Below are 18475 nucleotides of genomic sequence, written 5' to 3'. Positions count from 1 at the left end.
CGCTCAACGGTCCACTTTCTCACCCGTGCCCGGCGGCTTCGTGCTTTCGGGACCGGTGTCCGGCGTCGGGTCACTCGGCTGCTCGGGTTCACTGCCGCCGTCGCCCGCCGCGCCGCCCGCGTTGGCACGCTTGCGATGTGCATACATCCGGATGCCGGCGAGAACCAGGAGCAGAAGTCCGCCGGCGATCACGAGCAGCACGGTCGGGGTGAGCTCGGACACCTTCACGGTGAACGCCATCTCCGCGCCGTACGGCCTGCCGTCCTCCGTGTAGAGCTGCGCGGTCATCTGTACCTGACCGTTGATGTTCGCCGCGGCGTCGAACTTCACGGACTGGCTGTGGCCGGCGCCGATCTGGATCGGCTGCTCCGCGACGGCGCCGCCGTCGTTCAGCTCAAGGCGGGTCGCGTTCTCCGACTTCAGCCTGAGCACCAGGTGCTCGACGTCCTGGAGCAGTCTGTTCTGCACCGTCACGGGAATCGTGGCGCTGCGGCCGGACAGGGTGACATCCGACTTCGAGATGAGCTGCACCTCGTTGATGAGGCCCTGGAGATAGGTACGCACCGAGTCCCGGTACTGCTGGGCCTCCAGGGGCTTGCCTCGCCACGACGTCGACATGGACCGGTTGATCGCGTTGCCGAAGGGGGTCACCACCCGCTCGGGCTGGGTGAGGATGACCTGGAAGTCGTCGAGGGAGGCCTGGGTGGACTTGATGTCCTGGAAGGCCTGGGTGGGCAGCTCCTGGCTGCGCAGCTTCTTCGGGTACTGGGACGTCGGGGGGACCGTGGTGGTCGCCTCCGCGTCGGGCTTCGCCGCTGCTGCCTGGATCAGGGTCTGGGACTGCGTCCACCGCTCGTCGTCGAGGGCGTGAAGGGCGCGGGCCATCGTCTGGGCCTGTGCGATCGTCGGCATGCGCTGGGGCGCCACGACGACGCTTCGGTCCTTGTCCGTGTCCTGTTCGGACAGGGCGAGGGTGAGGGCGAGGAACTTCTGCACGGCGAGTGTGGAGTTCCCGGCCTTCGACATATCGCCCTGGAAGGCGGTGGAGAGCCGGGCGTCGGAGACCACGGCGGTCGTGCCACCACCGATGGGACGGGCAGCAGTCGGTGTGTACGACAGGCCGGCGGTCTCCTGGAGGCTGTCGCTGCGGGCGATCACGTTGTGGGCACCGGCCGAGGTGGCGACATCCACGATGGACGGGTCGATGGCCCCGTCGACGGGCCAGGCGAAGTCGGTCGACGGCTTCAGGTGGAGGATGGTCTCCACGGTCACCCCGGCGACCTCGCTGGCCGTCTGGAGGTGGCTGAGCGTGCCTGACACGTTCTTGCCGCGGTGAGCGATGGAAGCCAGATCAGGGTCTCCGAAGGGCAGAGCGACCACCTTGCCGTCGGACACCGCCGCTTCCAGTGAACTGAGCCACTTCTTGGCCACGGACTGGTTCGTACCGGCGACCGTCGTGTCACCCGACTTGACGCGGTAGCTCTTGGTCATGGCGTCGACACTGGAAAGCAGGTCCGGGTCGATAACCCAGGTCACGGGCAGCTGGCTGCCGAGCGACACCATCCGTTCGAGCCGGCCGCCCGGTGCGATCTCGGCGGCCAGGTCGTCATCGGCGAACACCGGGGTCTGCTGTTCGTCGGAGCCGGTCTCCGCGGTGAGATGCGCCGACGCGATCAGCGGCCAGAGGTAGCTGATCGAGGTCTTGGAGTCGCTGTCCTTGTCCTGCCAGGGCAGGAACGTCCGCTTGATGCCGAGCACGTGGTCGTACTGAGCGCCGGCCGTCCGGCCGGACAACGAGACGCCCAGTTGATAGACCCCCTCGTCGCCGAGCTCCAGCTTGTTGACAGGCACGGACAGGGTGAAGTCCTGGCTGATACCCGAAGCGAGCTTGGCGATCTTGACCGTGTACTTGCCCCCGAGCGGATAAGGATCCGTCCCCGGGACGAAGCCGGTGCGCTGAGCGGCCGCGTCGATCGAAGTCCTGCCGTAGAGCTGCGGACCGACACGCAGATCGACCTGCGCATCGGTGATGGTTTCCTTGCCCTTGTTGACCAGGGTGCCGGAGACGGTGAGCGTGTCCCCTTTCACAGGGGCGCTCGGCGTCAGCGTGTCCAGGGAAACCGAGACAGTGCTGGATCCCGTTGGAGCCTTGCTCGTCCCGCCGGCCTGTGCCTGCGGGGCGGCCACCCCGGCCAGCAGAGCGGCGACGAGCGGGGCCCCGGCGAGCGCGGCGGCTGTGCGCCGCAGCCACCGGCGGGCAGGAGAGGGACTCATCCCCTGGTTGTCTGCCGCCTCGGCCACGCGTACCCGTCCCTCGTCGTCGTCAGCTGCTGTCATCGTTGTCCGTTGCTGCGTCCCCGCATGGTAACGATCTGCGCCGCGGCCACGTGCCAGGGTGTGCGTCACATGGACGGGACAGTCTCACAGGGCGAACGGAAACCATGACGCCCGGACCGGTCCGGGCACGTACCCTTTTCTGTTGTGCCGAACGCCAATGAAGAGAACTCCAGCGCCCTGACCCAGGTGCAGCTCCGCGCAGTCAGCGAACTGCTGCGGGTGTCCCCGGTCGCCGACGATCTCGCCCGCCGATTCCAGGATGCCGGATTCAGTCTTGCCCTGGTCGGCGGCTCGGTCCGGGACGCGCTCCTCGGCCGGCTGGGGAACGACCTGGACTTCACGACCGAAGCACGTCCCGAGGACGTCCTGAAGATCGTGAGGCCCTGGGCGGACTCGGTGTGGGAGGTCGGGATCGCCTTCGGCACGGTGGGTGCTCAGAAGGACGGTTACCAGATCGAAGTCACCACATACCGGTCCGAGGCGTACGACAGGACCTCGCGAAAGCCGGAGGTTTCCTACGGCGACTCCATCGAGGAGGACCTTGTCCGCCGTGATTTCACGGTGAACGCGATGGCGGTCGCGCTGCCGCAGAAGGAGTTCGTCGATCCGCACGGCGGCCTCGCGGACCTGGCGGACCGGGTGTTGCGTACCCCCGGAACGCCTGAGGACTCCTTCTCCGACGACCCTCTGCGCATGCTGCGCGCCGCGCGTTTCGCCGCACAGCTGGACTTCGAGGTTGCTCCCGACGTCGTCGCCGCGATGACGGAGATGGCGGGCCGGATCGAGATCGTCTCCGCCGAGAGGGTCAGGGAGGAGCTCAATAAGCTCCTGCTCTCGTCGCATCCCCGTAAGGGGCTGGCGCTCCTCGTCGACACGGGACTGGCCGATCAGGTCCTGCCGGAGCTCCCCGCGCTCCGGCTGGAAAGTGACGAGCATCACCGTCACAAGGATGTGTACGAGCACTCCCTGACCGTTCTTGAGCAGGCGATCGGTCTGGAAGGGGACGGCCCGGACCTCGTTCTTCGCCTCGCTGCTCTTCTCCATGACATCGGCAAGCCGAGGACCCGCCGCTTCGAGAAGGACGGACGGGTCTCGTTCCATCACCACGAGGTGGTGGGCGCCAAGATGGTCAAGAAGCGAATGACCGACCTCAAGTACTCCAACGACATGGTCAAGGACGTCGCGAAGCTGGTGGAGCTGCATCTGCGCTTTCACGGATACGGCGACGGGGAGTGGACCGACTCGGCGGTGCGTCGCTATGTGCGTGATGCAGGGCCTCTGCTGGGCCGACTCCACAAGCTGACCCGCTCGGACTGCACCACGCGGAACAAGCGCAAGGCCAGTGCTCTCTCTCGGACCTACGACGGGCTGGAGGAGCGCATTGCCCAGTTGCAGGACCAGGAAGAGCTGGACTCGATCCGGCCGGACCTTGACGGGAACGAGATCATGGAGATTCTGGGCGTCGGACCGGGGCCGGTCATCGGCAAGGCGTATGCGTTCCTGCTTGAACTGCGTCTGGAGAACGGGCCGATGGAGCATGACGCGGCCGTGGCGGAGCTCAAGAAGTGGTGGGAAGCGCAGAGCTGAGGCCGTGAAGGCCACTCCGTCCCGGAGGCCGCAGGGCATGTTTCACGTGAAACATGCCCCATGGTAGATGTGCTGGCGGCGCTGTTTCACGTGAAACAGCGCCGCCAGTCGTCCCTGCTCCACCGGAACAACATCGCGGCCGCCAGGGCGTACAGCGCACCCACTCCGATCACTACTGCTGCCGATCTTCCATCAGCAGGCAGGAGTAGCGCGGAGGCCCCGGCAGCGCCCACGAAGGCCACGTTGAACAACACGTCATAGAGCGAAAAGATCCTGCCGCGGAACGAGTCGTCCACGGTCGTCTGCACCACCGTGTCCGTCGCGATCTTCGCTCCCTGAGTGACAAGGCCGAGGACGAACGCGGCGATGAGCATCGGGACGGGCCTGAACCAGAGGCCGAGCGCCGGCTCCAGGACAGCGGCGGCCGCAGCGCACACCGTCATCCAGCGGAACCTGCCCAGTCGTCCCGCGGTCCAGGGAGTCAGTACGGCCGCCGTGAAGAAGCCTGCGCCGGACGCCCCGACTGCGAGGCCCAGGAGGGCCAGCCCGTCGGAGTCGTTGTCGGCCCAGGCGTACCGGCACAGCATCAGGACCATGACCGTCAGTGCCCCGTAGCAGAAGCGGAGCACCGTCATGGCGGCCAGTGCCCGGGCGGCATTCCGGCGCTCCGCGAGATGGCGCAGTCCGTGGCCGAGTCCGCGTGCGGTGCTAGCGAGAGCCGTCCGCAGGCGAAGGTGGATCCCACTCCTGTCCGGCCCCAGCAGGCCCGAAGCAAGACTCAGAGACGCCAGCGCCGAGGCGAGGTAGAGCCCGGCGCCCAGGAGTACCACCGCGGCATCGGAGTCGGCGAGGAGCAGCCGCACGGCGAAGGCGAGACCGCCGCCCGCGGTGGCGGCCAGGGTGCCCGCGGTCGGTGACAGCGAGTTGGCCATCACCAGCAGATCTCGGTCGACAACGCGTGGCAGCGCGGCGGAGAGGCCGGCCAGGACGAAACGGTTGACCGCCGTGACGCAGAGGGCCGAGGCATAGAAGAGCCAGTCGGGGGCGGAGCCGAGGATCAGGAGCGCGGTGCAGCAGGCGAGCGCGGCGCGCAGCAGATTGCCGTAGAGGAAGACCTGCCTGCGCGGCCAGCGGTCCAGCAGCACACCGGCGAACGGGCCGATGAGTGAGTAGGGCAGCAGGAGTACCGCCATGGCGGAGGCGATCGCGCCGGCGGACGCCTGCTTCTCCGGGGAGAAGACGACGTGAGCCGCGAGGGCCACCTGATAGACACCGTCGGCCGCCTGGGACAGGATCCGCACGGCCAGCAGACGGCGGAAGTTCCGAAGGCGCAGGAGTATGCGCAGGTCACGCACGACGGGCATGGAAGCAAGGGTCACATACGTTGAGGGTCCCCGGGCGGATTGCCCGGGGACCCTCAACGGTGCGGGAGTCAGGAAGCGTTGCCGCTCCTCACCATGCCGCGCCGACGCACCGTTTCCGGTGGGTCAGTTGGAGACCTCGCCACGGATGAACTTCTCGACGTTCTCGCGCGCCTCGTCGTCGAAGTACTGAACCGGCGGGGACTTCATGAAGTACGAGGACGCGGAGAGGATCGGGCCGCCGATGCCGCGGTCCTTGGCGATCTTCGCAGCGCGGACGGCGTCGATGATGACACCGGCCGAGTTCGGGGAGTCCCAGACCTCGAGCTTGTACTCCAGGTTCAGCGGAACGTCACCGAAGGCGCGGCCCTCGAGGCGCACGTACGCCCACTTGCGGTCGTCCAGCCAGGCCACGTAGTCCGACGGGCCGATGTGGACGTTGTCCGCACCGAGATCGCGGTCACGGATCTGCGAGGTGACGGCCTGCGTCTTGGAGATCTTCTTGGACTCCAGGCGCTCACGCTCGAGCATGTTCTTGAAGTCCATGTTGCCGCCGACGTTCAGCTGCATCGTGCGGTCCAGGACGACGCCCCGGTCCTCGAACAGCTTCGCCATCACGCGGTGTGTGATGGTGGCGCCGACCTGCGACTTGATGTCGTCGCCGACGATCGGGACACCGGCCTCGGTGAACTTGTCCGCCCACTCCTTGGTGCCGGCGATGAAGACCGGGAGAGCGTTGACGAACGCGACCTTGGCGTCGATGGCGCACTGCGCGTAGAACTTCGCAGCGACCTCGGAACCGACGGGCAGGTAGCAGACCAGCACGTCGACCTTGCGGTCCTTGAGGATCTGGACGATGTCGACCGGGGCCTCGGTCGACTCCTCGATGGTCTCGCGGTAGTACTTGCCCAGGCCGTCGTGGGTGTGGCCGCGCTGGACGGTGACGCCGGCGTTCGGCACGTCGCAGAGCTTGATGGTGTTGTTCTCGCTGGCGCCGATGGCGTCCGAGAGGTCGAGGCCGACCTTCTTCGCGTCGACGTCGAAGGCGGCGACGAACTCGACGTCCCGCACGTGGTACTCGCCGAACTGGACGTGCATCAGGCCGGGCACCTTGCCGGCCGGATCGGCGTCCTTGTAGAACTCGACGCCCTGGACCAGCGAGGCGGCGCAGTTGCCCACGCCGACGATGGCTACGCGAACCGAACCCATTCCGGTTGCTCCCTGTGTGTAATGGATGTTCCTGATGAGGGCCCCGCGGATCTGCGGGGAACTCACTTGGCGGTGTCGCCGGACGGATCCGGCGGGTTGTTACCCCGCCGGGGCAGGCCGTCCGGCTCTCCTGCGGTGTCCTGCTGAGCTGAGCCCTCGGGCGAGGATCGTCGATGATCCCGTCCCGACCGCTCGCTCTCGATGAGCTCGTTCAGCCAGCGCACTTCGCGCTCCACGGACTCCATGCCGTGTCGCTGCAGCTCAAGTGTGTAGTCGTCGAGGCGCTCGCGGGTGCGGGCCAGAGAGGCGCTCATCTTCTCGAGACGCTCCTCCAGCCGGCTGCGACGGCCTTCCAGCACCCGCATTCGCACGTCGTGCTCCGTCTGCCCGAAGAAGGCGAAACGAGCAGCGAAGTGCTCGTCCTCCCAGGAGTCGGGGCCGGTGTGCGAGAGCAGTTCCTCGAAGTGCTCCTTACCTTCTGCCGTCAGCCGGTAGACGATCTTGGCGCGGCGCCCTGCCAGTGAAGAAGCGGGTGCGACCGCGCGGCCGGCGCCGGGCGGAAGGTCTGCCGGAACATTTCCCGGCTCCTCGATCAACCAGCCGGTGGCGACCAGAGTCTTGAGGCAGGGGTAGAGGGTTCCGTAGCTGAAGGCACGGAAGATCCCCAACGAGGTGTTGAGGCGCTTGCGCAGCTCATAGCCGTGCATCGGGGACTCGCGGAGCAGTCCGAGGACGGCGAACTCGAGGATGCCTGAGCGTCTGCTCAACCTCGCCTCCTCCTTCTCCGAGTGCTCTCGCGTGGCCCTGTGCGGAGCCGATGTACCGAGTCGATGTACCGAGCTGATGTATCGACTCGATACATCAGCACGATAGATCGGACTCCGGGCTGCGACAAGGGGAACCTTAGTGAGCGGCGTCACATCGCTAATTCGTAGCAACCGACTTGCGTAATTTGGGGTGAAGTTAGGCCTCGGGAGGGTTTTGACCGTGCGTAGTCTGTGCTGGATGCAGACCACCGGGAACCGTGTGACGTCCGAGCGCGTCAGTCTTCGCGGACTGGCCGGATGCACTGCGGATGAGCCTCTCGCAGGGCTTGTCCGTAATTCGGGGGGACCGGATCTCAACTGCCGCTTCCAGGCGCTCTCGCCTGCCCGAGGAGTAGTCGTTCGATGAGCGAGCACCGTCGCAAGATGCCGCAACCGCAAGGTGGCGGGCGTGCCGCGGCCAGACGAGCCGCCCAGCAGTCCTCCGGACGACGCGCAGCGCCGTCACGCGGAGTCACTTCCGAGTCACCTTCCGGCTCTGATGTCGAGGAGAGTCCGTACGGCGGGCGTGCCGCGGCCAGACGGGCCGCCCAGCGGGGCGGCGGTGGCCGTGGTGGTTCCGACGGCGGCGGTGGCCGGCGTCGCGGAGGCGGGGACGGCGGCCAGGAAGGCCCCGGCCGCGGCCGTGGGCGCGGCAGCCAGCGCCCGGCCAAGAAGCGCTTCATCGACTACCCACGCTTCGGCAGGCAGGGCCTGCGGCGCTGGATGCCGTCGTGGAAGCTCGTCTCCGGCCTCTGTATCGGTTTTCTCGGCCTTCTGATGGGACTCGCGGGCCTCGCGTACGCGATGGTCGCCAAGCCCCAGGTCCAGGCGGCCGCGAAGGCGGAGAACAACGTCTACTTCTGGAAAGACGGCTCGCAGATGGTGGCCACCGGCGGTGAGATCAACCGCCAGATCATCGACTACGCCCAGATTCCGGAAGCGATGCGCAACGCCGTCATCTCCGCCGAGAACAAGACCTTCGACACCGACCACGGCATCGACCCGATGGGTATCGCCCGAGCCGTGTTCAACATGGCCAAGGGCGGCCAGACGCAGGGTGGCTCGACGATCACCCAGCAGTACGTGAAGAACGCGCAGCTGTCGCAGGAACAGAGCCTGAGCCGTAAGTTCCAGGAACTCTTCATCACGCTGAAGGTCGGCAGCGAGATGGACAAGAAGGAAATCATGGCCGGGTACCTCAACGTCTCGTACTACGGACGAGGTGCCTCGGGTATCCAGGCGGCGGCGCGTACGTACTACGGCAAGGACGCCAAGGACCTGAACCCGAGCCAGTGCGCCTTCCTGGCCACCCTGCTCAAGGGCGCGAGCTACTACGACCCCGCAGGTGCCCCGGAGATCGACTCGGTGGAGGCGACCGCGGAGAAGAACAGGGCCCGGGCCGAGAAGCGCTGGAGCTGGATCCTCGACGAGGAGGTGAAGGACGGCCGGATGGAGCAGTCGGAGCGCGCCAAGTACACGAAGTTCCCGATGCCCGACAAGCCGAAGAAGAACGCCCAGCTGGGTGGGCAGATCGGCTACCTCGTCAACACGGCCAACACCTACATCGTCGAGAACGACAAGGACATCACCCGCGAGAAGCTGGCCCAGGGCGGCTACGAGATCCACACGACCTTCGACGAGAAGAAGGTCGCCCAGCTCAGCAAGGCGGTCAAGAAGGTCTACGACGAGAAGATCGACCCCAAGAAGCGCCCGAAGACGGACACCCACGTCCAGTTCGGCGGCTCCTCGGTCGATCCGAAGACCGGCGCCATCGAGGCCATCTACGGCGGTGAGGACGCGACGAAGCACTACACCAGCAACGCCGATCCCACCGGCGCAGCGGTCGGCTCCACCTTCAAGCCGTTCGTGCTGGCTGCCGCGATGGAGTACGGCAAGCGGGACCCCTCCGGAGGCACGGAACAGGGTGAGTCGGAGCGTACGAAGGTCTCGCCGAAGAGCATCTACAACGGTGACGACAAGCTGAAGATCAAGAAGTACAACGGCGAGATCTGGACCGACGAGAACGGCAAGGAGTGGCTCCAGGCCAACGACGGCCACGAGTCGAAGGGCAACATCACCCTTCGTGAGGCGATGCGGGTGTCGGCCAACTCGCCGTACGTACAGCTGGGCATGGACGTCGGCACCGACAAGGTGAAGGCAGCGGCCATGGCGGCCGGCCTGAAGGACGACAAGTACATGGCCAACGCGAACGTCCCGTCGTTCTCCATCGGTACCTCATCGCCCGGCGCGACCAGCATGGCGAGCGCGTACGCCACGTTCGCGGCCAGTGGCCAGCAGCGTGAGCCCTTCTCGGTGACCGAGGTGAAGAAGCGCGGCGAGGTGGCCTACCAGCACAAGGTGGTGGCCAAGAGCGCCTTCGACAACGTCATCGCCGACAACGTGACGGACGTACTCAAGAACGTCGTCGAGAAGGGAACCGGTACGCCGGCCAGGCTTCCCGGACGGGACGTCGCCGGTAAGACGGGTACGACGGACGACAACCTGTCCGCCTGGTTCGTGGGCTACACGCCGCAGTTGTCGACCGCGATCAGCATGTACCGGATGGACGACGACGACAGTCACGAGAACCGTGCGTTCGAGAAGATGTACGGCACCGGTGGCGAGAGGACCATCCACGGCGCCTCGTTCCCCGCCCGGATCTGGCACGACTACATGGCCGAGGCGATGGAGGGCCAGGAAAAGGTCTCCTTCCCGAAGCCGGAACCGATCGGTGACACGGTCTACGGCGGTGGCGCGAAGAGTCCCACCCCGACCCCCACCCCGACGCCGACCCCGACGCCCACCAAGTCGGAGACCGTCGAACCGTCGCCGAGCACACCTGACGTTCCGACGCCCGACCCGAGCGAGACCTGCAGCACGTGGGACGTGACCTGCCAGAACAACAACGGCGGCAACTCCACCGGTTGGACCGACGGAGGTACCGACACGGGAACGACCGACGGCACCACGAGCGGAACGGACGCCGGGACCACCACAGGAACCACGGATGGTGCCACGGACGGAGGCGTCAGTCCCTCACCCGACACAGGTGGCAACGGCAACGGGAACGGGAACGGCAACGCCTTCGGTGGACTGGGCGGGTAGCGCCCGCCGGACAGCTCGTCCCACTCCGCCGGAGCGGACACAGGTGAGCCGAGCAGCATGACGAGGGCCGCGGCACCACAGGGTGCGGCGGCCCTCATCGTTTCCACACGTCGGTACGGCAGGATGTGCGGCATGCCAAGCGCAGAGGACACGAACGTGCACCAGGAACGGTCCGTCGTACGGCCCACGCACCAGGACGAGGTCGCCGCGGCCGGCAGCGAGCTGATCGGCGGGAGGTCGGGCCGCTGGGCGCGGCTGGGCAGTACCGCGCTCACGCCCGTGGGAGCCGTCGCGCTGGTGGCGATCGGGATGTTCGCGCTCGGCATGGTGCAGAAACTGCCCTGCTACAACTGGGCGTGGTTCAGAGGCGCCGGCTCCCAGTACACCCACGCCTGCTACTCCGACATCCCGCATCTGTACGCAGGACGCGGATTCGCCGAGGGCCTGGTGCCGTACTTCGACCGGCTGCCCGGCGACATGCAGTTCCTGGAGTACCCGGTTCTCACGGGCGTATTCATGCAGATCGCCGCGTGGCTGACCCCGGGCGGCTCCATCCAGGAGCAGGAGCAGGCCTACTGGCTCGTCAACGCGGGCATGCTGATGATCTGCACCGCCGTCATCGCCGTGTGTGTCGCCCGCACGCACCGGCGCCGGCCCTGGGACGGCCTGCTGGTGGCGCTGGCGCCCGCGTTCGCCCTCACGGCCACGATCAACTGGGACCTGCTGGCGGTCGCCCTGACGGCCGCGGCGATGCTCATGTGGTCCCGGAGCCGCCCCCTGGCCTTCGGCATCCTGATCGGGCTGGCCACCGCCGCCAAGCTCTATCCCGTCTTCCTGCTGGGCCCGGTCTTCGTGTTGTGCTGGCGGGCGGGAAAGTGGCGGGAGTTCGCGGTGGCGACGCTCGGTGCCGCCGGCTCGTGGCTGGTGGTCAACCTGCCGGTGATGGTGTTCGCGCCCGAGGGCTGGAAGAAGTTCTACACCTTCAGCCAGGAGCGCTCGATCGACTTCGGTTCCTTCTGGCTGGTCATCACACAACGAACCGGTGACTCCATCGAGGTCTCCACGGTCAACACCGTGTCCACGCTGGCGACGGTCGCCCTGTGCGCGGCGATCGGGGCGCTGACGCTGACCGCACCGCGCAGGCCGAGGTTCGCCCAGCTGGCCTTTCTCGTCGTCGCAGTGTTCATCCTCGTCAACAAGGTCTACTCACCGCAGTACGTGCTGTGGCTGATCCCCCTCGCCGCGCTGGCCAGGCCGCGCTGGCGGGACTTCCTGATCTGGCAGGCGTGCGAGGTCATGTACTTCCTGGGGATCTGGATGTACCTCGCCTACACGACGAGCGGGGACAAACACCAGGGGCTGCCCACGGAGGGCTATCAACTGGCGATCGTCCTGCACCTGCTGGGCACGCTCTACCTCTGCGCCGTCGTCGTACGGGACATCCTGATGCCGGAGCGCGACGTGGTGCGGCGTGACGGTTCGGACGACCCGGCGGGCGGTGTGCTCGACGGGGCCGAGGACGTCTTCGTACTGGGTCACGCGGGGGCGCACCGGACGCGCCATACCGCGCTGGCCGAGGCGGGACCGCGGGTGGAGTGGGGCACGGCGGGCACACCGGCCGCCGACTGAGCGACCGGCGGCCCGGGCCTCAGCGGTCGACGAGCCGGTCGAACTGCGTGGTCGTGTGCCGCAGGTGGGCCACCAGCTCGTCGCCCACCCGCGGCTCCTCGGCGTCCGAGGGCACGAACAGGATCGACACCTGCATGTGCGGCGGCTCGGCGAACCAGCGCTGCTTGCCGGCCCAGACGAACGGCGAAAGATTGCGGTTGACGGTGGCCAGCCCGGCCCGGGCGACGCCCTTGGCGCGTGGCATCACACCGTGCAGGGCCTTCGGGGCCTCCAGACCCACGCCGTGCGACGTGCCGCCCGCGACGACGACCAGCCAGCCGTCGGAGGCGGCCTTCTGCTGCCGGTAGCCGAACCGGTCACCCTTGACGACGCGTGTGACGTCGAGCACCGCGCCCCGGTACTCCGTCGCCTCGTGGTCGCCGAGCCACAGCCTGGTGCCGATGCGGGCACGGAAGCGGGTCTGCGGGAACTGCTGCTGCAGCCGGCCCAGCTCCTCGGCACGCAGATGGCTCACGAACATCGTGTGCAGCGGCAGCCGGGCCGCCCGGAGGCGGTCCATCCAGGCGATGACCTCTTCGACCGCGTCCGAGCCGTCGGTGCGGTCCAGCGGCAGGTGCAGGGCGAATCCCTCGAGGCGTACGTCCTCGATGGCGGCGTGCAGCTGTCCGAGCTCCTCCTCCTTGACGCCGTGGCGCTTCATCGAGCTCATGCACTCGATGACGACACGGGCGCCCACCAGGGCGTGCACGCCGTCCACGGACGAGACGGAGCGGATGACCCGGTCGGGCAGCGGCACCGGCTCCTCGCCCCGCCGGAACGGTGTGAGCACCAGCAGATCACCGCTGAACCAGTCCTTGATGCGGGCCGCTTCGTAGGTGGTGCCGACCGCGAGGATGTCGGAGCCGAAGCGGATCGCCTCGTCGGCCAGCCGCTCGTGGCCGAAGCCGTACCCGTTGCCCTTGCAGACCGGTACGAGGCCGGGGAACTGGTCGAGCACGGATTTCTGGTGCGCCCGCCAGCGCGCGGTGTCGACGTACAGGGAGAGCGCCATGGCCGGTCCGGAACCTTTCTGGTGGCTGCGGTGGTGTCAGAGGAGTGCGGAGCTTCCGGAACAGCTTCCGGAAGAGCCCATTGAAACGAATGAAGCCGGTTTCGTCAGCCTTGCACGGCGGAGCAGCGGTGGATCAGCGGCGTGACATGTAAATGTCGAGCGCCTTGTGCAGCAGCTTGTTGAGTGGGAAGTCCCACTCACCGAGGTACTCCGCGGCCTGGCCGCCGGTGCCCACCTTGAACTGGATCAGACCGAAGAGGTGGTCGGTCTCGTCCAGGGAGTCGGAGATGCCGCGCAGGTCGTAGACGGTGGCGCCCATCGCGTACGCGTCGCGCAGCATCCGCCACTGCATCGCGTTCGAGGGGCGGACCTCGCGCTTGTGGTTGGCCGAGGCGCCGTAGGAGTACCAGACGTGCCCGCCCACGATCAGCATGGTCGCGGCCGCGACGTTCTCGCCCTCGTGACGGGCGAAATACAGCCGCATCCGGTTGGGGTCCTCGTTGTTGAGGGCCGTCCACATGCGCTGGAAGTAGCCGAGCGGACGCGGTCGGAAGTGGTCGCGCTCCGCCGTGATCTCGTACAGCCGCTGCCACTCGGCGAGCTCCGCGTAGCTGCCCTGGACGACCTCGACACCGGCCTTCTCGGCCTTCTTGATGTTGCGCCGCCAGAGCTGGTTGAAGCCCTTGTGGACGTCCTCGAGGGAGCGGTTGGCCAGCGGCACCTGGAAGATGTAGCGGGGCTGTACGTCACCGAATCCGGCGCCGCCGTCCTCGCCCTGCTGCCAGCCCATCTTCCGCAGCCGGTCTGCGACCTCGAAGGCGCGAGGTTCGATGTGGGTGGCCTCGACGTCGCGCAGGCGCTTCACGTCCGGGTCCTGGATGCCGGCCTTGATGGCGGTGGCGTCCCAGCGTCGGATCACGACGGGCGGGCCCATCTTCACCGAGAACGCGCCCTGCTGCTTGAGGTGCGCCAGCATCGGCTGCAGCCAGTCGTTCAGGTTGGGGGCGTACCAGTTGATGACCGGGCCCTCGGGCAGATAGGCCAGGTACCGCTTGATCTTGGGCAGCTGGCGGTAGAGCACCAGACCGGCGCCGACGAGCTGCCCGCCCTTGTCGAACCAGCCCAGGCTCTCCGAGCGCCACTCGGCCTTCACATCCGCCCATGCCGGGACCTGCATGTGACTGGCCGCGGGCAGACTCTGGATGTACGCCAGATGCTGCTCTCGGCTGATGGTCCTCAGGGTCAGGCTCATGCGGGGCGCTCCTCGGCAGGTGTGTCCCCATCGGTCAGGGGCTCCGGCTCTCGCGCCGAAGCCTACTGTGACCGGGAAGCGCGCGGTCTGGCCCCGTCGTACCCGTGCGGTCCGGCACGGCGCACGGGGCGGCCCCGTCCGTGAACGGTGCCGCCCCGCAGGCTGCCGGGACGGTGTTGCGCCGCGGTCAGCTGATCACGCCGCCGAAGAGTCCGCCGTGGGCCATACCGAGGAAGAACCCGAGGCCGGCAGCGCCCATACCGATGAAGAGCGGGAACCTCTCACGTGTGGTCGCGGAGATGTACAGCCCGTAGCCGCCTGTGAGGATTCCGACGAGCCCGGCCCACGAGCTGACCAGATGCAGGCTGTGGAACATCGCCGTCACGAACGCGAGGGCGCCGAGCACCACCGTCACGGCCACCAGGGCGTCCTGGAGGGGGTGGGGCCTGCCGTCCGTCGCGAAGAGGGAGACGGAAGAGCGGGAGCGGGATCGCATTGCTTGTGCCATGGAGTACCTCCTGGCCGAAAGGCGGCGCATCGTGGCGCCGCTCACACCCGATGTGTACAGATTGCGTCTCCTGACCACCGGATTTCAACCGGAAGCCTGTCTACAGGTACTCTGTACGGTCTGCACCGGTGTCTGCCCAGGCCAGCACAGTCAGCCCCTCCTCGACGGAGGGTGTTGTCAGTGGCGGCTGTTCTACTCGGAGACACTGTTGCTTACGCATCACGACCCTCCTGCCACGGAACGACCGTGGCCGCTGAGTCCAAAGGAGGTGGGTTCCACATGCGTCACTACGAGGTGATGGTCATCCTCGACCCCGATCTCGAGGAGCGAGCAGTCTCCCCGCTGATCGAGAACTTCCTCTCCGTCGTCCGTGAGGGCGAAGGAAAGGTTGAGAAGGTCGACACCTGGGGCCGTCGTCGGCTCGCTTACGAGATCAAGAAGAAGCCCGAGGGCATCTACTCGGTCATCGACCTGCAGGCCGAGCCTGCGGTCGTCAAGGAGCTCGACCGCCAGATGAACCTGAACGAGTCGGTCCTCCGGACCAAGGTCCTCCGTCCCGAGATCCACTGAGCTTCTAGCTCAGTGGTCATCGGGTTCGAGTAGCAGCAAGCAGCCAGAAGCAATCCCCGCCGAGAGGTTCATCCATGGCAGGCGAGACCGTCATCACGGTCGTCGGCAATCTCGTCGACGACCCCGAGCTGCGCTTCACCCCGTCCGGTGCGGCGGTCGCGAAGTTCCGCGTCGCGTCCACACCCCGCATCTTCGACCGGCAGACCAATGAGTGGAAGGACGGCGAAGGCCTGTTCCTCACCTGCTCGGTCTGGCGTCAGGCGGCGGAGAACGTCGCCGAGTCGCTCACGCGAGGCATGCGCGTTGTCGTGCAGGGCCGGCTGAAGCAGCGGTCGTACGAAGACCGCGAGGGCGTCAAGCGCACGGTCTATGAGCTGGACGTCGAGGAAGTCGGCCCCAGCCTCAAGAGCGCCACCGCCAAGGTCACCAAGACCACCGGTCGCGGTGGTCAGGGCGGCCAGGGCCAGGGTGGATACGGCGGCGGTCAGCAGGGTGGCGGTAACTGGGGCGGCGGTCCCGGTGCTGGTGGCCAGCAGGGTGGTGGCGGTGCTCCCGCCGACGACCCGTGGGCCACGAGCGCGCCGGCCGGCGGCCAGCAGGGCGGGGGCCAGCAGAGCGGCGGAGGCGGTTGGGGCGGAAGCTCCGGCGGTTCCGGCGGTTCTGGCGGCGGCTACTCGGACGAGCCGCCCTTCTAGGGCAGCTCGTACCCCCACTTCTTGATCACACAGGAGAAACACCATGGCGAAGCCGCCTGTGCGCAAGCCTAAGAAGAAGGTCTGCGCGTTCTGCAAGGACAAGACCCAGTACGTGGACTACAAGGACACGAACATGCTGCGGAAGTTCATTTCCGACCGTGGCAAGATCCGTGCCCGCCGCGTCACCGGCAACTGCACGCAGCACCAGCGTGACGTCGCCACGGCTGTCAAGAACAGCCGTGAGATGGCGCTGCTGCCCTACACGTCCACCGCGCGATAAGGGAGGGTGACCGAATCATGAAGATCATCCTCACCCACGAGGTCTCCGGCCTCGGTGCTGCTGGCGACGTCGTTGACGTCAAGGACGGGTACGCCCGTAACTACCTGGTTCCGCGTGGCTTCGCCATCCGCTGGACCAAGGGTGGCGAGAAGGACGTGGCGCAGATCCGCCGCGCCCGCAAGATCCACGAGATCGCCACGATCGAGCAGGCCAACGAGATCAAGTCCAAGCTCGAGGCCGTGAAGGTCCGTCTGGCCGTTCGCTCCGGCGACGCCGGCCGTCTCTTCGGCTCTGTCACCCCGGCCGACATCGCTTCGGCGATCAAGGCTGCCGGTGGCCCGGATGTCGACAAGCGTCGCGTTGAGCTCGGTTCGCCGATCAAGACGCTCGGCGGACACCAGGTGTCCGTGCGTCTGCACCCCGAGGTCGCTGCGAAGCTCGGCGTCGAGGTCGTTGCTGCCTGATTGGGCCGCACCTCAGCAGAACAGTGAAGGGCCGCACCCCCTGGGTGCGGCCCTTCGCCGTTGTCGGATCGGCCTGTTTCACGTGAAACAGGCCGATGTGGCGGGCTCAGCGGGTGGCACCGGTGACCATCCATGCGCCGGAGCGGGCGCGAAGCCAGAGCGTCGCCATACGAACGAGCATCATGAGGGCCATCGCACACCACAGGGCCGTCAGGCCGCCCCCGAGGACGGGAACCAGCAGCGCCGCCGGGGCGAAGACAGCCAGGGTGACGACCATGGCCCAGGCCAGATAGGGCCCGTCCCCGGCGCCCATCAGGACGCCGTCCAGGACGAATACGACTCCGGCGACCGGCTGGGTCAGAGCGACCACCAGCAGAGCTGGGAGCAGAGCGTCCTGCACGGACTGATCGCTGGTGAAGAGCGGTACGAACAGGGGACGAGCGAGAATGATCAGGACTCCGAACACCAGGCCGGAGGCAACGCCCCACTGCACCATGCGGCGGCAGGCCTCGCGTGCGCCCTTGGTGTCACCCGCTCCTAGGTAGCGACCGATGATGGCCTGACCTGCGATGGCGATGGCGTCCAGCGCGAAGGCCATCAGGCTCCACAGCGACAGAACGATCTGGTGCGCGGCGATGTCGGTGTCGCCCAGCCGGGCGGCGACGGCGGTGGCGATGAGCAGTACGGCGCGGAGCGACAGCGTACGGACCAGGAGAGGGGCTCCTGCCTGGGCGCTGGCCTTGATGCCTGCGATGTCGGGACGAAGCGAGGCTCCGTGGCGCCGGGCGCCTCGGACCACGACCACGAGATAGGCGATGGCCATCCCGATCTGAGCGATCACGGTTCCCCAGGCCGATCCTGCGATGCCGAGCCCGGCGCCGTAGACGAGGCCTGCGTTGAGGGCCGCGTTGGCGGTGAATCCGCCGATGGCGACGTAGAGCGGGGTGCGGGTGTTCTGCAGGCCCCGGAGCACACCGGTCGCGGCCATGACCACGAGCATCGCGGGGATTCCGAGGCTGGAGATCCGAAGATAGGTGGTGGCGTAGGGGGCTGCAGTGTCGGAGGCGCCGAAGGCGTCGATGAGCCAAGGGGCCAGGGGGAGGGTCAGCGCGATGACGGCGAGGCCGAGCAGGATCGCCAGCCAGATGCCGTCCATGCCTTGGCGGATCGCTGAGGCCAGATCGCCGGCGCCGACCCGTCGGGCGACGGCCGCGGTGGTGGCGTAGGCGAGGAAGACGAAGATGCTCACGGCCGTCGTCAGCAAGGCTGCGGCAACGGCCAGGCCGGCCAGTTGCGGAGTGCCGAGATGGCCGACGACGGCACTGTCGACCATCACGAAAAGAGGCTCGGCCACGAGTGCGCCGAAGGCGGGGACGGCGAGCGCGATGATCTCGCGGTCATGCCGCCGACGACGGGACGGCGGGGTCGCCGGTGCCTGGATCATGGCAGTCAATCTAATCTTCCACAGGTAATAGATGCAAGTGCCTGGTGATCCTTACAATTACCGTGGCGTGACGTTCTGGCATGTGCCGGTTGTCGCGATCTTGTGCCGACTCGGAAAGTTTTTCTCCCCCACAGCCCGTGGATGGAGAAACTGCAGGTCAGGTGGATGATGATGGCG

Annotated in this window: 15 protein-coding genes; 7 read left to right on the top strand and 8 right to left on the bottom strand. The window is 67.2% G+C overall.

Going from position 1 to position 18475, the window contains the following annotated elements; genetic code table 11:
- Nucleotides 1-3: 3 nt before the first annotated feature.
- Nucleotides 4-2301, bottom strand: a complete 2298-nt coding sequence (locus ABT025_RS00995; protein WP_350988491.1) for a DUF6049 family protein — start codon at nucleotides 2299-2301, stop codon at nucleotides 4-6.
- A 180-nt stretch (nucleotides 2302-2481) separates the two neighbouring features.
- Between ABT025_RS00995 and ABT025_RS00990 the strand changes: the two genes are divergently transcribed.
- A complete protein-coding gene (locus ABT025_RS00990; protein ID WP_350988369.1) occupies nucleotides 2482-3924 on the top strand; it encodes a CCA tRNA nucleotidyltransferase in 1443 nt (480 codons plus the stop codon).
- A gap of 86 nt (nucleotides 3925-4010) precedes the next feature.
- Here ABT025_RS00990 and ABT025_RS00985 read toward each other — a convergent pair whose 3' ends face one another.
- From ABT025_RS00985 to ABT025_RS00975, 3 genes are all read right to left on the bottom strand, one after another.
- The gene (locus ABT025_RS00985; RefSeq protein WP_350988367.1) at nucleotides 4011-5288 is read right to left on the bottom strand and encodes an MFS transporter; all 1278 of its coding nucleotides are present in this window, start codon (nucleotides 5286-5288) and stop codon (nucleotides 4011-4013) included.
- A gap of 123 nt (nucleotides 5289-5411) precedes the next feature.
- Nucleotides 5412-6494 carry an inositol-3-phosphate synthase gene (locus tag ABT025_RS00980; RefSeq protein ID WP_350988365.1) on the bottom strand — a complete coding sequence of 361 codons (1083 nt, stop codon included), beginning with the start codon at nucleotides 6492-6494 and terminating at the stop codon, nucleotides 5412-5414.
- A gap of 62 nt (nucleotides 6495-6556) precedes the next feature.
- Entirely contained in the window at nucleotides 6557-7261 is a 705-nt protein-coding gene (locus ABT025_RS00975; RefSeq protein ID WP_350988361.1) for a PadR family transcriptional regulator, read from the bottom strand.
- Between the two features lie 402 nt (nucleotides 7262-7663).
- Between ABT025_RS00975 and ABT025_RS00970 the strand changes: the two genes are divergently transcribed.
- Complete coding sequence (locus tag ABT025_RS00970) at nucleotides 7664-10405, top strand: transglycosylase domain-containing protein (RefSeq protein ID WP_350988359.1); 2742 nt, start codon at nucleotides 7664-7666, stop codon at nucleotides 10403-10405.
- A 132-nt stretch (nucleotides 10406-10537) separates the two neighbouring features.
- On the top strand, nucleotides 10538-12034 hold the full coding sequence (locus ABT025_RS00965; protein WP_350988357.1) for a glycosyltransferase family 87 protein: 1497 nt from the start codon (nucleotides 10538-10540) through the stop codon (nucleotides 12032-12034).
- 19 nt (nucleotides 12035-12053) lie between these two features.
- On the opposite strand, the gene ABT025_RS00960 is transcribed toward ABT025_RS00965, so the two are convergent.
- The 3 genes from ABT025_RS00960 to ABT025_RS00950 form a co-directional block, all read right to left on the bottom strand.
- Nucleotides 12054-13085 carry an alanine racemase gene (locus ABT025_RS00960; RefSeq protein WP_136330867.1) on the bottom strand — a complete coding sequence of 344 codons (1032 nt, stop codon included), beginning with the start codon at nucleotides 13083-13085 and terminating at the stop codon, nucleotides 12054-12056.
- Between the two features lie 133 nt (nucleotides 13086-13218).
- Nucleotides 13219-14337 (bottom strand): lipid II:glycine glycyltransferase FemX, encoded by a 1119-nt coding sequence (locus tag ABT025_RS00955; protein ID WP_350988355.1) that lies wholly within the window; start codon nucleotides 14335-14337, stop codon nucleotides 13219-13221.
- Between the two features lie 187 nt (nucleotides 14338-14524).
- Nucleotides 14525-14845: a hypothetical protein gene (locus tag ABT025_RS00950; RefSeq protein WP_350988353.1), complete on the bottom strand. Its 321-nt coding sequence runs from the start codon at nucleotides 14843-14845 to the stop codon at nucleotides 14525-14527.
- Nucleotides 14846-15124: 279 nt separating this feature from the next.
- Between ABT025_RS00950 and rpsF the strand changes: the two genes are divergently transcribed.
- From rpsF to rplI, 4 genes are all read left to right on the top strand, one after another.
- Nucleotides 15125-15415 (top strand): 30S ribosomal protein S6, encoded by a 291-nt coding sequence (gene rpsF / locus ABT025_RS00945; protein ID WP_018101872.1) that lies wholly within the window; start codon nucleotides 15125-15127, stop codon nucleotides 15413-15415.
- 74 nt (nucleotides 15416-15489) lie between these two features.
- Nucleotides 15490-16110 carry a single-stranded DNA-binding protein gene (locus ABT025_RS00940; RefSeq protein ID WP_350988351.1) on the top strand — a complete coding sequence of 207 codons (621 nt, stop codon included), beginning with the start codon at nucleotides 15490-15492 and terminating at the stop codon, nucleotides 16108-16110.
- 43 nt (nucleotides 16111-16153) lie between these two features.
- Nucleotides 16154-16390: a 30S ribosomal protein S18 gene (gene rpsR / locus ABT025_RS00935; RefSeq protein ID WP_003967857.1), complete on the top strand. Its 237-nt coding sequence runs from the start codon at nucleotides 16154-16156 to the stop codon at nucleotides 16388-16390.
- Nucleotides 16391-16407: 17 nt separating this feature from the next.
- Nucleotides 16408-16854, top strand: a complete 447-nt coding sequence (rplI, locus tag ABT025_RS00930; protein ID WP_073733221.1) for a 50S ribosomal protein L9 — start codon at nucleotides 16408-16410, stop codon at nucleotides 16852-16854.
- A gap of 106 nt (nucleotides 16855-16960) precedes the next feature.
- Here the strand turns inward: rplI and ABT025_RS00925 are convergent, their stop codons facing one another.
- A complete protein-coding gene (locus tag ABT025_RS00925; RefSeq protein WP_350988348.1) occupies nucleotides 16961-18298 on the bottom strand; it encodes an MATE family efflux transporter in 1338 nt (445 codons plus the stop codon).
- Nucleotides 18299-18475 lie beyond the last annotated feature (177 nt).

This window comes from Streptomyces sp. NPDC002809, from assembly GCF_040295435.1.
GTDB lineage: Bacteria > Actinomycetota > Actinomycetes > Streptomycetales > Streptomycetaceae > Streptomyces.
This window is presented reverse-complemented; position numbering and strand designations above follow the sequence as displayed.